This window comes from Sinobacterium caligoides, assembly GCF_003752585.1.
Classification (GTDB): Bacteria; Pseudomonadota; Gammaproteobacteria; order Pseudomonadales; family Sinobacteriaceae; genus Sinobacterium; species Sinobacterium caligoides.
Genome location: NZ_RKHR01000005.1, coordinates 330,116 through 346,267 on the forward strand (window position 1 = coordinate 330,116; position 16,152 = coordinate 346,267).

Below are 16,152 nucleotides of genomic sequence, written 5' to 3' on the forward strand. Positions count from 1 at the left end.
GAGATAATAGAATGTACGATTTAACAGATGCGATAGCGTTTCCATTAAACTCCAATGACCTTTTGCCAGACGCAAAGGTTGTCGATGAAGAAAGGTTCGGCAAGTGCGCGGTCTTAAAAACGGGGGAAACACTTGATTTCGGTAAACCAGATGACGTCGCACTTAACATCGCTGACTCTACGTGTACAGTATGGTTACGTAACAATGAGGCCGGATCAACCTTTAACTTTTTGAATAACATCGGTTGGAAGTTCGACAAAAATGGCCTTTTACATACCGCTGAAAAAGAATGCACCTATACCCTTCCCGACCAGCAGTGGTTGCATATTACGATTGTCAAACAACAAAATGAGCTCACTGTTTATGTCAATGGAACCTTGGCCGGTAAGGCGCAACCAGTTACCTGGACCTCAGACAAAGGATACCCTGGCGGCAGTGTAGTCGTACACGAAGGCGTCATTTACACGGCAGAATGGTATGCCAACGCAGGAGACATACCTGCTCTATCTGAATCCGTCGACGCCCCTAATGCATGGCACGGCTGGGTCGAAGGCGGCGGTAATTTCGAAGCGACAGACAAAAAGCCTGACGTACAGTTCCGCTGTGACAGTGGTGAGATTTACCTTGCTCACCAACATTTTTATAACCGCGCACTATCGCTTGCGGAAATATTGCAGGACTTTTATCAGAGCCTGCCATCAGCCGAAGACGCAGCACCCGAGGTCTACCCTCTATCAGCCACACTCACCAACCCAGGTGAAGGTGATTGGTCCAGCTTCACCAACAACTTAATGATCGTCGACTCTACTGGAAACATTCAACAAGCTGTCGAAATTAAAAATATTAATGAAGAATCAATTAAGCTAAATACGCTGCAATCCGTTACAGCCAGCAGTGAAAACTTTCACTTCGAGCTTCGATTTAAGAACAAAACCTTTGATGATCAAACAAAGCATCCTGATTTCAACGTCTCTTTTGATAGCAATGGGCAAGAAGTAGAACAGCAGTTTGAAACAACCGAAGACTGGAATATTTCAGCTCCTACGCGAAACAACGACGATGCCAGCTGGTCTATTTTCTTCGCGTGCAAAAAAGCCATTGAAATCAACCCAAAAGCAACACTTAATTTTGTATTTGAGTACAGTTCAGCCAATAAAGGTGAAGGTGCAAGAGATACTAAATTTGCCTTTTATTACAAGAACATGCAATTTTCATCTGAAAAGACAATTCAAGGCGACACTACCAACGCTATTAATGTATTCAACGAATCCAGCAACAACAGTGTAATCACTGGGATTCGAGATGATGTTAATAAAGCAGATGCTAAAGTTGGAAGCATTGAAGAAAGTCTGTCTAAAATAACCACCTTAAATACTTTAAAGAACAAAAAACAAGAAATACAAGATAAGTTAGATCTCATTGACGCCTCATCAGATAGCGAAAAGGACAAGCAGGCAGCCAAAGACTTACTGTTAAGTGAGACATCACGAAGCATCACTGAGAGGACAGGCGTTGAGTCTCACCAAGCGATTGAGCTATTAACAGAGCATGCTCTCGCATTAAATGCAGAAGTAGACCTCAGGGCTGAATTCAATAATAAACGCTTCCAACTTCTCGAGGAGTTATATCCACTTAATGTCAGCTACAATGCCCCAAAAGGGACTGTTGTTGACCAAGCATCGTCAAAGCTTGTATTTACCGTACATAACCACTCAAGTAAGAAAATAGTGTTTAATGACGCCATCATCGTCAGATTACCTATCGCCCCTCCGGCACCAGCTGCTGAAGATAGGGATGAAAAGAGTGTTTTGGATCAAATCAAATCATTATGCACCTCCGTGGAAAAATCTGGTGAGGCCTGCTCGCTCACTCTGCCTGACAGCAGTACCTCTAATGATTACCATGCTGCTGCAGGCTCGTTCACTTTTAACTGCAAAGACAGTGATGAGAAGTTCTCCCTTGAAGCTAATGAATCCCTGATCATTGAAATCGATAATATAATGATCAACAGCTGGGCTGGAACCTGCTTTGCTCAAGTTGAGTTTCAAGGCGTAAAGAACGAGGGAGACCATAGCTTTTCATTACCTATCACGAAAACAACCCGTGATTTGGCCAACTTGGTGGGTGGTGTATCAACACAATCGGAGAATTTCGCCGGTGTGGGGATCGGTACTAAAGACAAAGCACCTCAGGCCAGCTTAGATGTTCAAGGGAATGTCGCTATTAGCGATACACTCACTGTAACGTCTGACGTCGCTATTAGTGACACACTCACAGTAACATCTGACGTGGTTATTCCTGGCAGTGGTGAGTTTAAAGGCCATGGTATCGTGCCGATCGGTACAGTCATTGACTGGTGGAGACCTAACGCAGACACCAAGCTACCACCAGGTTGGGCAATTGCTGACGGCAGAACTCTTAATTCAAACCATGAAGTTGCATACAGCCCGGCTTTCGATGGTAAAGTTCTGCCAGACCTAATCGACAAATTTGTACGTGGTGCCAGCGAGAATAATGTTAAAGATAAAGGCGGGTACACCACAGGCGGGGCGGATACCCACAAACATTATTCCGATTACAAAACAGACACTGCTGGAAGCCATAACCATAACTGGTGCTGGTTTTCGGGAAAAAAAATGTCTACTTATAACAGTAGCGGCTCGAGGTGGTCAGTCATAAACTGGGGAGATGGTACCGGCACTGAAGGTAGTGGATACTACGGTTTACTTGGAGGGAAACCATTTGATGGCTATACCGATAAACATAACGGTCACCAACATACTACCAATGGCTGGACTCACGAAAGATCATCCATACCGGCCTATGTCGGCTTACTCAAACTGATTAGAGTGTTGTAACCACACCTTAGAATAAACACACACCAATAGCCTTACCTCACTCGATATTGATGCAGTATCGGGTGAGGTAACGTCGGTGACAAATTTAAGCTCACTTACTGAGTCGACATGAACTCAATGGCCAACTTATATTCCTCATCGGTGCAATCAGAACACATACCACCTGGCGGCATCGCCCCCTTACCCGATTTCACTACTGCAATTAATGCAGGCATCCCTTGCCCAAGCCGGGGCGCCCAAGCAGCGACATCATGCGCCTTTGGCGCCTCTGCAACCCCCATAGCATGGCATACGTGACACGACTTATCGTAGATCGCTTTACCATCAGCTGCCAACGCAGAAGCTGATAAAGCCATTCCTGCAACGATAGTCATTGCTAACATCCCTTTCATACGCTCTCTCCTGAGTAAAAAATACAATATAACGCCACCCTTGTTACGCCAATCAAAGCGCTAGGCAGACTTATTTTTACTATTCTAAGCTATTGAGTTCGTAGAGAGCAACGCATTTTAAACGCCTTCATAATAGGCGTAAAGATCACAATATATCGCTACAAATATGCTTCTTCGATGAGAACGAAATCACAATCGCACAGTAAACTCTTAGTGGGATCCGTTCGGCTGCGCATTTCAGCACTCACACTGCATAAACAAGCTAGGCCGTTGTAACACCTTGCTCGGCTTTTATTGCTGAAGGTGGCTGATGCCTAGCACTCGTTTAGCCCAGCAGCTACAACATACGCTTCATCGTCTCATCTTTATCGACAAAATGGTGCTTTAAAGCGCCGACGACATGGAGAGTAACGGCAGCAATGATGATATAACCCGACCAGTGGTGGACGCTGTGGAAGAATGAGGCCAAAGCCTTGCTATGCGCAATGGCCTTTTCCGGGTTTTCGGGGTCAATATTTTTACCGATCACCTCTAAGCCGAACATATCGATACCATGGCCTGCATAATAGGACATCAGTAAGCCTGATATAGGCAGCAATAGCGTTCCTAAAATGAGTAGCCAGTGGATGAACTTTGAAAGCGATAACTCAATCGTCGAATACTGCCCGACAGGGCTAGGCCAGCCGTTCTTAATACGCCAAGCAACTCTTACAATAACAATAAACAGCAATAAAAAGCCGAAAGACTTGTGCCACGGATAAAGCCAACCAGCTTCCGTCTCTACCATATACACGCCGGCAAAAAGCAGCGCAATCATAAAGATTGCAACAAGCCAGTGAAGCATTTTCGTTATCGCACTTAATTGATCTGCCGTATCGAGTTTCACGTTGACTTCCCTCTATCACCCTACATTAAATATAGCAGGGATCATTAAACCACCACGCCTCACATCAAGGCGCTTAAAGCAGTAATTTGAGAAAAATAGCCATAAATTAATCGACGATATTATGGAGAAATTATGTAAATTAATAACTTATGACAACCATCCTTGCCTTTGAATAATGTATGCATCATTAAAATAATTCGACTGCCCTAGTGCCGATATTGCCGAACGCAAATACTAGTCGCTTGGCGGCGTATTGACTTCAGATAAGTATTTTAAAAATAGGGGCTGAAGATAATCAACTGTTTCGCTGGGTGTATATAAACCTAAGGTGCTAGTGATCGCCTCTCGCAACTCTTCATCCGCCGGTATTTCAACAGACATCTCATCAGCAATAACAAGGCCTAAATTGTCAGCAATAGCATTATACAGCTGATGATAGGTAAAATATCCTGCTTGCTTGATTAACCTTAATGTCGCAACTGAAAGCTGACCACTAACTATCGTCTGACGATCTTTCTTTGTTGGAATGTAAACAGGCACCCAATCAACATCATTTATTATCTTGCTTGGTTTTAGATTATCGTTGATATCAAGGTCGAAATATACTGCGGCACTGTAATCATAATTACCACCTTGATGATCATTATACATCACGGTAGCTAAACTTGGGCACGCATGAAGATGCAGGTCTTGCGACCATTCAGGCAGAGCCACCGTATTCACTTCATTATTACTGCCCCCAATATTAGTGACGGTGCTTGCCGCTAACATATACTTCGAATTCTTATAATAAGAATATAAAACAATGGCCTCACCATAACTGGTGTAATCGATATTGAAAAAGTCTAGCGTCGCATCACAAAGCTTTGCACCATCAGGCAGCTTAATATCTATCGGCCTAGAGTAGGTTAAGTTTCTATGTTTGCTTAAAGGCCTCAGATAACTTATCTGCAGCCTTCCCTTAGCCTTAGACAACTTAACTAAAATATCATTAAGATCCATACTGTAATTAATAATACTCTCAGGTCTGTCATTCTCACGCCAAGAAAACACCTCTCCGCCAAAACGAAGTTCATCCTTAGTGTCATTCAAAGCTAACCACTTAGCCGAGGCCTTACCTCCATCAAATTCAACAACATAGCTTCTACCTTTGTGGTCCGCTATGATTTTCTTGCCTTTTAAATCGGGCGTTGTAATGACCTCATGTACTTTTTCACTGCTATTTAATAAATCATTTTTTAAATATGACTTATTGATATGCGTATTGGTGATTAATAAGTCCTTACCCATCTCTTTGGTTTTGTTACTCAATCCAGAGGCCAACGGTTGTGGTAAGACCTCCCACTCACCACCATATGAACTCAAGGGTGTCATCAGCACAAGAAAAGTACAGCAGAGTGTTTTCATCGACATAATTTATCCTTAACCACCCACCCGACTAGATTCAATCGAGTGGGGATTCTTATTTACAGTGTTAGCCGGTTAGATTTTTGTTAAAAATATCCGCATAGTTTTAAATACTTGCGGCCGCGATTGCGCTACAGTCAGTACCCTCGGCAGGTAACAGGCGGTCCACTCGCTCAACGGCATAACTGATTCTCCATGGGCTAGAGTTAGAAAACTTCTGTCTCTGCGCATAAAATGCATTATCATCCCGCGTCTTCAGCCACTCATCTCGCGCCGCCGTTTGATCCCAGACCTTGTTAATGAAGTGAGAATAATTATCTTTAGATTCAGGTATATAATAAGCAACACTAACCCAGCTTACAGCAAGCTGCAGACACTGTGCTTTCACGCTGTTAGCATCGGCAGAATCGAAAGTGTTAAATGGTAGCGTCATCTCGAACTTTCTTTCTTTCGTATAGCCCTCATTTAAGCTCGTCTGCATTTGCCAGTTAAAACCCGTCGTCAACTTCCCTTCTGCTTTGACAAAGAACTTCTCGTTTTTGATCCTGATGCCGGCAGAAGCATCACCCTTAGTCGTGAACCCTGACGAGACACTGACACTTGTTGATATTGATTCTGATGTCTCTTGGCTAACACCTGCCTCAAGGTCTATGCTGGTTGCTGTACGCTGGTGCAGCCCAGCAAGACTAATACCGTCGTTAATCCCGTCCTTAACGCCATCAAGGTTTAATAAGCCAGCATCATCGACTAGATCCCTGTGATCATCGAACTTGTCCTCGATCAGGTTACGCTGTGCATACAGGGCATATTGTGCTCTTTGTGCACTATCGCGCAGGCCGTCTGCAAGACCATAGTAGCTATTAGAGTTATTCTCAGGGTCATATTTATAGCCCCCAATATATCCATCAAGCGAACCAACCACTAAATAATGTGGATCGATGTCAAACGAGATAAATCGAGTATTAGTAATATCAGAATCAGCGTACGTAGGCCCGACTGGCACTGTAACAAAGCCAAAGATTGTATTTTCGGTAAGATCCGTAATACCGAACACCTTCACTTTTTGTGTCTGTGTTACAAGCGTGCCGGTATTGTTGGCGCACCGTAATTTGTACTCCTTTATCTGGTGATACATTGCTGAATACTTAGCGTATTCATCTTTATTTGACACATCTTTAATCGGTGTCTTACACCCTGGGTCGTCACTAACGAATGTAGGCCTAGCTCTTTTCTTGTCCTTTTGCTTGGTCTTTCTCTGCGTATTATAGCTAGCAATAGCCGTTGTGAGCGTGTTGTAGGACGTGGAAGGGCCTATACCAATACCAAACATCACTGACAAGTCGAATGCTGTCTGTCGCCCTGAGGCTGAGGATGTCGCAAGTGCAAGATCACTTTGGCTTTCTTCCGTAAACAGAAGTTCAGGCATTCTTAGCGTATCTCTGTGCTCTACCAGATTCTCAGACGGAAACGGTGGTGGCCCTTCAATAATCCCTTTAATGACGCTTGTCTCGAAATCAGTCTCAAGGAGCACTAACTTAACGGGCTTACAATTTAGGTTGAACGAGGAAAGCGGCTTCTCGTCTACTGATAGGGTGATTTGATTACACATTCTCGACGTCGTCAACGATGTACTTGGCTCCACCGAGGTGATCGTCCTGCCATAACCATTGAATCCTAGCTCTTTGTTGCTCACCTCAGCAACGTGCCCTTGCCCAGGCTTATAAAACAACATGCTATTCCCATCACCCGACTGCGCAACAATATTGAAGCCCCACAGGTTAGTGGCGTCAGGTATGACACCAAGATAACGTCTATAACCATCAACATAAGCCGCGTAGTTAATATTTACATTTCTACGACACGAGGTGAAGTCCTGCATAAACATACCAAAACCAGCCCTTGGGTCGCATATAAGCTGATCTTTTATACTTTGATCTAAAGCGGGGTAATCAACATCGTCTATCAAGTCCCCTTGAGGAGAGAAAGGAACGATAAACGCAGACATACCGACTTGGTCTTGCGCCCCCTGAGCCATAACAACGAGGTTAATTGTCGAAGGGATACTACTCTGCTCACTTTCTGAGACGGTTCTTTCGGTTGCTGTAATAGCCTCAACATACTCACTCCCCTTAATAAAAGTCAGCTGTCGAACATCGTCGATAGTCAACATATGGAGGTAGTTCTCAGGAATAGAGCCGTCCTTGTTGAGACTAAAAGATAGGTCTACAACCACATCTTCATCTTTAGCGTAGGTAAGGTGTACCTTAGATGTCTCCTGGGTTTCAGGTGACACGACGTTAACCGAAAAGCCGCTAGGCGCTGTGTATGTATAGCCATTCTCGCTACCAACACCGTGAGTCTTTTCCATCAAGGCATAACTGTCATCAAACTCAAAAAGCTCATAAGTCACGGTACTGTCTTTAACGCCGCGCCCATTATCAGTAAACGTCCTGCCAGGCACGAGCTGTTCGTATTTATTGATATACCAGCGGTTGATATACGCTCGAGGAGCATATATATCGCTATTATCAAAGCGAAAAGTATAAATATAATCGCCAATGACCAATGATTTGATGCCATTTTCTGCATACAAAGCATTATCGTTATACTCAGTTGGTGGTAACTCTTGGGTATCACTCCAGGCAAACTTCTCTGCACTTTTTACCTTGTAGCGTAATGTGCCCTCACCGTCGTACCAGATGATATAGTTATGAGCACCTAACGTCCCTCTACTGAACGCCTTTGAGCCACTGTTAACTTTGGTAAAGATATCAGAAATACTGCCGGAATCAGCAGCGTCTGCAAGCTTACTGTGCACCAAAAGTGAGCTCGAACCACTAACACCACTGTTTAGGAATATATCGGAGCTTCCATCACCGTTGAGGTCTGCAACAGACACTTTGTCCTGTAAGCTATTCTCACTATCGTTAACGTCCTTATAGGTGATGCTATGGCGGATAAGGTCAGTTACCCCTCCCGTACCCACACTGTATGCAGTAATTTTGTTGCCTTGAGCGCTAAATACTGCATTTCTTCCGTCTATTTTTCCAACATGCGCAAACGGCTGCCGACCTACAGGCAAGACCATAGGCGTACTAAGGTTATAGATATTAGCCCCCATTTCTGTCGACAGTAGCTGTATATTATGGCCGAACAGTCCGTTCAAAACACCATTCTCATCCACTGTACCAACACCAGTCCCATAGCCCTGCTGTATCACAATTAATGGCTTAGCGTTATGCTCTTGCGGCATAATTGAAACAAACTTTATATTATCAAGCTGTGGCCCGCCGAGATCACTTCCCTCCTCTCTCTGTTTTTCATCTATATCTAAGAAGATTTCTCTATGGGTGTATTTGAGGTCATCGCCATTGTTGAGTTCTTCACCATCTTGCCCCGGCAACGATTGATAGACAGCAAGTGCCGTTTTTCCATCTTCGTCTTCAGCGAAATATAAAATATCATCCATAGAATCATCATTGAAGTCGGCAACACCTAAAACAACGGCCTTATCGAAGATAATCTGAGCAGGGCTATCCTCATCGGCACTACTGTCTGTCGACTCCTTATTAAGTAGCAGCTCTTTTTTACCATCACCATTAAAGTCGCCAAAAAAAGGCAAGCTATCAATACCCTTAAGTTCTTCAAGCTCTGTTAACTTGATATGCTGACCGTCTTCGGTTGTATTAATAAAAACACGAACAGACATATCAAAGTATTGTCTTTGCCATAACCCGTCGTTCTCCCCCCTTAGTAAAGGTGAAAACTTAAGGGTAGCACCATCATTGATTGAAATATCGACATGGCCAGCGTTATTGCTACCGCGCGCCCTTAGTGTACCGTCGTCAAAAAAATCAAATCCTTGACCACGAGTTGAACTATCACAATACTTATAAAGGTGTGCTGAATAACCTTCCAAAGGAAACCTAATACATTGTTCTGGCAAGGCTTTTGAGCGTAATTCACCGGAATTTATATTATATGTAAAAACCTGTGAGATCGCATTCGTGTAGCAAGGCGCGAATGTAATATACTTCCAAACAGGTGGTGAACCATAAAAGCTAAAATCGCTGCCTATCGTCAGGCACTGATCCATATGGCTAGGATTTCTCGTGATATTTTTTATCGTAAACTCTTCAGTGTTTGAAGTTGTTAATACAGCGACATCATCAAGGCCATCACCGTTAAAGTCACCCCAGCGCATATTAAGGATTTTCATATCCTCTATATTGTTTCCATCATCATCGATAAACGTTATGTTTCCGCTGTCAAAAAAACTGTGGGTCTTTTCTGGGTCCTTTATGTCGACAAAGGACTCGACATTAAAAGACAACAAAGTAGCTATCGAAGCTAGCGATAACTTCCATACATTTTTCATGCTCAATTCTCTTGTGAGTTATTTTATATTTATATCTAAAAAAATATCATCCAAACAAATTTAATAGATACGATTCAAGAGCTTGCAGCAGGCAGAGGGCCCGCTACAACGAATCAAAAAACATGCTAACAAATGAAAATGTCAGTTTTATTCTTACAATGATTAGCGATATTTTTATTTTAATTTTATTAAACAAAAACAAACCGCGTTATACGCCGAAAAGCCGCGAGCATTAATCGCCACCAACGATACGACCATTTATTTCGCCACATACTAGCAACGATATATTTCAACCATATTTCTACTTGCAAATACTGAAAAGAAAAAAACAAACAAGAAAATAAGCGAACAAAAACAATTAGATAAACAACCGAAAAAACAAAGAAGAAAACTAAAAAGACAACGCAAATAAAAAATTAAATTAGCTTTGATAGCTATTTAATTAAGCTAGTACATAAAAAGCTAACTACACCACTAAGCCACACCAATCATCAATAAAAAACAAGCTTCCAGCAACAACAACAACAACAACAGCAACAGCAACAACCAACCAGCCAGCCAGCCAACCAACCAACCAACCAATAAAATTATTCACCACCAGCTCATGAGAATTGCCATTAGCCCCCTTAACGCTATCCAAGGCAGCGAAATTACGATATATAACGAGTGTAGATAGTGGGAGATAAATATGCGCGGCCATCATCTATGCCAAGCCAGCGGCTTCCCTGCCGCACTAACATTTAACAATCTCTCACAAGAGGCCAGCCAAGCTTTTAATAGAAAAACTCTTAACGAACGAACAGCTTAATCATCCAGCCATTTACCATCGACACTAACTACCTTGCAAGGCTGCTCAAGCTCATGCTTCAAATTTGATTCTTGACATGATTCCAGCGCATCTTTTCTTGCCTGCTGCTCTGTTATTCGGTCTGAACGCCAAGCCCATTCACCACTTGAAGACTGAGCAAAGGCCTTATGCTTAGCCTTGTCTTTTGATAGATATTTTTCATAATAAGCCTTCACAGCACTGTTTGTCACAAACCGCCCTGTAAAGTCTGGCTTATTATCTGCTGATAGAAGGCTGTCATAATCAAAACCAGAATAATATCCAAGACTGTTAAGGCGCCAAGCGGTTAATGGCTGATTAAAGCTTTTTGCCCGAGAAAACATCCACCCCATACGAACGACGTTAGAAGTATCCCAGCTCCCTATTGGCTGATTAAAGGCGCCTGTATCAGCAAACATTCTCTCCATATTAACCACGTTAGCTGTATTCCAACTGCCAATAGGCTGATTAAAAGATTTAGAGGAGCTAAACATTGACTCCATATCCGTCACTCTAGAGGTATCCCATTTACCAACCGGCTGATTAAACTCTTCAACGCCGCCAAACATATACGCCATACTTACCACATTAGAGGTGTTCCACTCACCAACGGGTTGATTAAACATCTGTGCACCACCAAACATATACGACATATCTGTAACATGTGATACATCCCAGTTTGCTATGGGTTGATTAAAGACATACGCATTCTTAAACATATAACCCATTGATTTAACACCAGACGTATTCCAATTAGCAAGCGAACCGTTAAAGGATTCTGCGTTTTTAAACATCGACCCCATATCGTTTACGCTGGATGTATCCCAATGACTGAGCGGTTGGTTGAAAGCCTGGGCGTAAAAGAACATGGAGTTCATATCGGTTACTTTCGAGGTATTCCAAGCACCAATCGGCTGATTGAACACCCTCGTCCGGCTAAACATGCTTTTCATGTTGCTAACGCTTGAAGTATCCCACCGTCCGATCGACTGATTAAACTCTTCTGCATAAAAAAACATTGAACGCATGCTTTTAACACTAGAGGTATCCCAGGCTCCAATTGGCTGATTGAATGATATTGCACGCTCAAACATGCTTTCCATCGTGCCAACATTAGACACATCCCAACTGCCTATCGGCTGGTTAAACCCCTCTGCAGAAGCAAACATATACGACATTTTTTTAACGTTAGACGTGTCCCAGGTGTCAATCGGCTGATTAAACACATACGCCCCCCTAAACATCTTCTCCATATTTTGAACATTAGAGGTATTCCAGCTAGCAAGCGAGTTATTAAAAGACCTGGCATAGCTAAACATCGCGCTCATATCTCTTACACGCCCAGTATCCCAGCTGCCAAGCGGTTGGTTAATCATCTTGGCCTCACTAAACATCGACGCCATACTCTCAACGTGAGAGGTATCCCAATCACCTATTGGCTGATTGAATACGTGAGCTTTATGAAACATATCAAACATAGAAGTAACACTAGAGGTATCCCAGCCGCCTATAGGCTGATTAAAGGCGATAGCACCGGTAAACATCGATTGCATGTCTTCGACTTTGGAGGTATCCCAATGACCTATCGGCTGATTAAATGCCTTCGCGTAATTAAACATATACGTCATCGTCGTCACATGGGATGTATCCCAATCACCGATTGGCTGATTAAAGCCTTCTGAGTAGCTAAATACAGCGTCCATAGCGGTAACATGTGACGTACAAAAACGAACTTCGCCGGATTTTAATGCATCAAGCTTTGTTTTTATTGTTTTGTTATCGACGACTAAATACTTATTACCCGCGCTCTCAAAGGTTGTTCCGACGCGCTTATCCTGACAAAAGACAGTCTCAAGCTCACTTACAGTAGTAAGTCCCCCCGGATAAGACAGCTCAGCAGAGGAAGACAGCTCGGTAGGGGCAGACTGAGAAATAGAAGAAGACTGCACTACTGGTGATGACTGTACTGCAAGAGAAGACATGCAAAAAGTACTAGAAAAAATCACCACTACGGATAAAAGTGACTCTCTTACTGCCATCAGATCGACCTCTAACTTTTAACGATATTATGTGAAAATAAAACGACTAAAAATGTTTCTCAGCGCCCTAGCAGGGGCCAACAAAACACCATAAGCCTCTATTTAATATAGCTTAAACTTAGCACTTAATCGTTTTGTCGGTATTGTCTTATGATAACCATAGGTGAGTTACTGATAAAAATACTATTCAAGCACAGGCCCCATGCCTATATAGCGTGGCCACTCTCCCCATACTATTGAACAAAGCCATCCAGACTTCTTTAGCTATCGCCTACCTTTAAAAGACTTACATTTAATTTCTTATTATTTTACAGAGCAATCGATCACAACAGCGCTGCGATCGATCGAATTTTATTTACTGACAACTCTTCAGCAACGCCTCTAATCCTTTGGCAAACTTCTTCTGATTAGCCTCTATCGCCTTAGCTGCCTCTTTTGAAAACTCTATTTTCGGCTTTTTTCCCTGGTAAGATAGTACAAAGTGCTCCGTCTTCATTGCTGGCTTCGCTGCCTGCGGGTTACTGCCATGTGTATGCAAAGCCCGCTTAATGACTGCGGGGGTAACCTTACCAGCACGAATGTCTTCGGCCAACTCTTCGATAACCGCATAAAAATTGGGGCGATCATCACGCTCTAATGCCGACTGCTCTTCTGCGACCAGTGTCTGCGCCACTTTGACACTGGTGTTGCTAAAGCTTTTAATGATCTTATTTAGTCGCGCCGATAGCTTGGTAAAAACCATATTGCGATTAAGCGTCTTACGGTCAATGTTCAAACTGCTGGCGAGAGCCGCCTGATTTTTATAGACGCCGGCCTTCAGTGCCTGATCGTAGCTGACAATCTGCGCCCAAATCGACACATCCTCAGTCTGGCTATTCTCAGTATGCTGCATGGCAAAACATTCTGCATCCGTCGTCGAAGCTGGCACAACCAAACAATCGAGACTAATATCATGCGCCCTAGCCGCTAACCAACGGCGCCGACCGTAAAACACCTCGTACTTCACCTTGCCCTTGGGCTTAGCCAACTCGCGTACGCCTATGTTCTGTAGCTGCTTCTCTGTCAGGCTGCGCCCCAGTTCTGCAAGATCACCGTATTCCGACTCCGGCCTGTTAGCGTGTTTCCATGCCACCAGCTCATTGTGATGAATTTTTCTGACGCCGTTCTCGGCCACGGCTGTCTCACTGTGAGACTTTTTAGCTTTGCGACCTAGTGCTGTTGGCTTCGCTGCTAAATCATCTAAATTTAGCTTTATCTTGCTCATGGCTGACATCTACTTCACTCCCCACAATTTGAACATCTCTTGCAGCAACTCTTCGTTAACCGCATTGCAAGCCAGCAACGCTCGGTCGTAAGTCGGCTTCCTCCCCCGTGGTGCTCTTTCGTAGATAGAGCTGAAATTTTTACTCGCAGTCTCGATAGCCGATGATGACATCACCGCATTCTCTGTAACAAAGGCACCGTACATCTCACGCATGCGAATCTCTTGAATCTGTGACTCTGGCTTACCATCGTGCTGCGTCGGAATAATCTTAAACATATCGAGGTTGCTGCCTAGGGTCTCGAACAGCGAGCCGAGGGACAAGCACAGCATGGTAAACGAGGCCCGATCTAAAGAGCGCGGCGGCACTGGCGACAGCAATACGTTGGCGGCGATAATGGCATTGGTCGTTAGACAGCCCATATTAGGCGGGCAGTCGAAGATAATAAGGTCGTAATCATCGCGCAATGTCTCGGTGATATTACGCAAACGCGTCGCCCAGTTACCCAGGCTCTTCTCGTTGTTCACCTCAGGCAATAACAGGTCTTGCTCTAGCTCCTGCATCATGCCGTTAGAGGGCATTAAGTCGACGCCAGGGAAATAGGAGCGTCTAATCGGCAAATCGCTAGGATCATTAAGAATGGCGTTGACCGGCACATCCTCTAACGACAACTCGGAATCAGGCACCAGGTTGCCCAAGTTCAACGTGGTACTGGCCTGAGGGTCTAGGTCCCACACTAGGATTTTAAGCCCCTTGATCGCCGCATACTGCGCCAGATTGACGGTGGTAATCGACTTACCGACACCGCCTTTGAAGTTCTGTATCGCGACGACATGAGCACGGCTTTTACGTGGACGCTTAAAGCCCGTACCAAGATGATCGCGAATAGCATTGAGCTGATCTAGCGAAAACGACTTGGTTGCTGAGCCCGCGACGATCTCACGCAACTCATCCTCAGTTATCGCCAGAATCTCTGCAGCCTCTTTCAAACGCCACGTGCGAGGCATACGAAAAAGGTTAGCACCGAGAATGCGTTGGCGAGTCTCAGTTAGCTCATCAATACCGACCTGAGCAAAGCTCTTAAACATTTCAGCCGTGTTTTTAAGTGTATTTTTTTTACTCTTAGACATCGTCAACCTTAGACAAACAATACAGTGGTGACATAATGCTATAGCGGGAAATATCCAGCAATCAGCGCGGCTGGGTGATTGACGATAAAACAGCAAAAAGGATTGCAGGCTTGATTTAACTCTAAATTCTTTAATCCCTTAAAATCATCCAATGAGACCGTTGTCTCACTGTGAGACAAAAAATACCGACAAGACGAATGCAGACTGATAGAACGAGCAAAAAGGATCGCTGGGGAACGCTAATCTGATATGACAGCACGATTATTGATTGCCGCCCGAGCCTCTCGGATATAGAAACGATAATAAGCGATGATATTGCTCGACAAGAAGATCGTTTCCATCAGCACAGCTGCGGGGGAACCTGCAAAGTAATTATGGGCCAACCAAACACTTGTCCCAATCATCATTAATATCCGCACCCGCTTATCTGTTTTTGAGAAGGCGGCGACCGTTTGAATTGACGTTCCCAGCAAGGCAACAATGCTTAAAATGCCAGAATAGGTGAGCGCTGTTACCGCAGAGCTTAGCGCAACAAAAAAACTCATGGTGTATTTTGAGGTACTGAAGATGCTCACCAAGTTCCTGAGGATCGATGCGGAAACCAGCAAAGCGGCGGTCATATTACCCAGCAGATAAAAGTGAACCGATATAAAGACGACCGATACCGTTAAACAGGCCAGTATCGCCTCTCGTCTTTTAAACTGAAAAGACATGATATCGAAGCCGATGGCCACAGTGATTAGGCACTGTGACAACTCAAAATTAGTTAAACCAAACATATAGCCTCAACTTCACCCGCTAAAATCAAACAAGGACAACAACTTGATCCTTGCCCGCTACTACTCGCAGGGAAACTATTAAACACTGTTTAGCCCTAGTTCGCTTCGAGCATCCCAGTCAATTGGCGATAAAGGCTAAATAAGCGTTATTAGTTTGATTTAGTGCTCGGTTTTAACGCTCGAACATTCATCGAT

The 16,152-nt window shown here is 43.9% G+C and carries 10 protein-coding genes; 1 reads left to right on the forward strand and 9 read right to left on the reverse strand.

All coding sequences use genetic code 11. From position 1 onward, the window contains the following. The first annotated feature begins 11 nt into the window (after positions 1 to 11). Positions 12 to 2,858, forward strand: coding sequence for a hypothetical protein (locus EDC56_RS13745; protein ID WP_123713146.1), 2,847 nt, complete (start codon positions 12 to 14; stop codon positions 2,856 to 2,858). Between the two features lie 95 nt (positions 2,859 to 2,953). Here EDC56_RS13745 and EDC56_RS13750 read toward each other — a convergent pair whose 3' ends face one another. The 9 genes from EDC56_RS13750 to EDC56_RS13790 form a co-directional block, all read right to left on the reverse strand. After that, complete coding sequence (locus EDC56_RS13750) at positions 2,954 to 3,250, reverse strand: c-type cytochrome (protein WP_123713147.1); 297 nt, start codon at positions 3,248 to 3,250, stop codon at positions 2,954 to 2,956. 337 nt (positions 3,251 to 3,587) lie between these two features. Continuing rightward, complete coding sequence (locus tag EDC56_RS13755; RefSeq protein ID WP_211333698.1) at positions 3,588 to 4,136, reverse strand: cytochrome b; 549 nt, start codon at positions 4,134 to 4,136, stop codon at positions 3,588 to 3,590. A gap of 234 nt (positions 4,137 to 4,370) precedes the next feature. Further along, a complete protein-coding gene (locus EDC56_RS13760; protein ID WP_148059414.1) occupies positions 4,371 to 5,549 on the reverse strand; it encodes a hypothetical protein in 1,179 nt (392 codons plus the stop codon). Positions 5,550 to 5,649: 100 nt separating this feature from the next. Continuing rightward, complete coding sequence (locus EDC56_RS13765; RefSeq protein ID WP_123713149.1) at positions 5,650 to 9,921, reverse strand: hypothetical protein; 4,272 nt, start codon at positions 9,919 to 9,921, stop codon at positions 5,650 to 5,652. 466 nt (positions 9,922 to 10,387) lie between these two features. After that, positions 10,388 to 10,516, reverse strand: coding sequence for a hypothetical protein (locus EDC56_RS19960; RefSeq protein WP_281273366.1), 129 nt, complete (start codon positions 10,514 to 10,516; stop codon positions 10,388 to 10,390). Positions 10,517 to 10,725: 209 nt separating this feature from the next. Then, positions 10,726 to 12,786 carry a BspA family leucine-rich repeat surface protein gene (locus EDC56_RS13775; protein ID WP_123713151.1) on the reverse strand — a complete coding sequence of 687 codons (2,061 nt, stop codon included), beginning with the start codon at positions 12,784 to 12,786 and terminating at the stop codon, positions 10,726 to 10,728. Positions 12,787 to 13,141: 355 nt separating this feature from the next. Continuing rightward, complete coding sequence (locus EDC56_RS13780) at positions 13,142 to 14,050, reverse strand: ParB/RepB/Spo0J family partition protein (RefSeq protein ID WP_211333699.1); 909 nt, start codon at positions 14,048 to 14,050, stop codon at positions 13,142 to 13,144. 9 nt (positions 14,051 to 14,059) lie between these two features. After that, positions 14,060 to 15,178, reverse strand: a complete 1,119-nt coding sequence (locus tag EDC56_RS13785; protein WP_123713153.1) for an AAA family ATPase — start codon at positions 15,176 to 15,178, stop codon at positions 14,060 to 14,062. 239 nt (positions 15,179 to 15,417) lie between these two features. Next, positions 15,418 to 15,957 carry a YgjV family protein gene (locus EDC56_RS13790; RefSeq protein ID WP_123713154.1) on the reverse strand — a complete coding sequence of 180 codons (540 nt, stop codon included), beginning with the start codon at positions 15,955 to 15,957 and terminating at the stop codon, positions 15,418 to 15,420. Between the last annotated feature and the right edge of the window lie 195 nt (positions 15,958 to 16,152).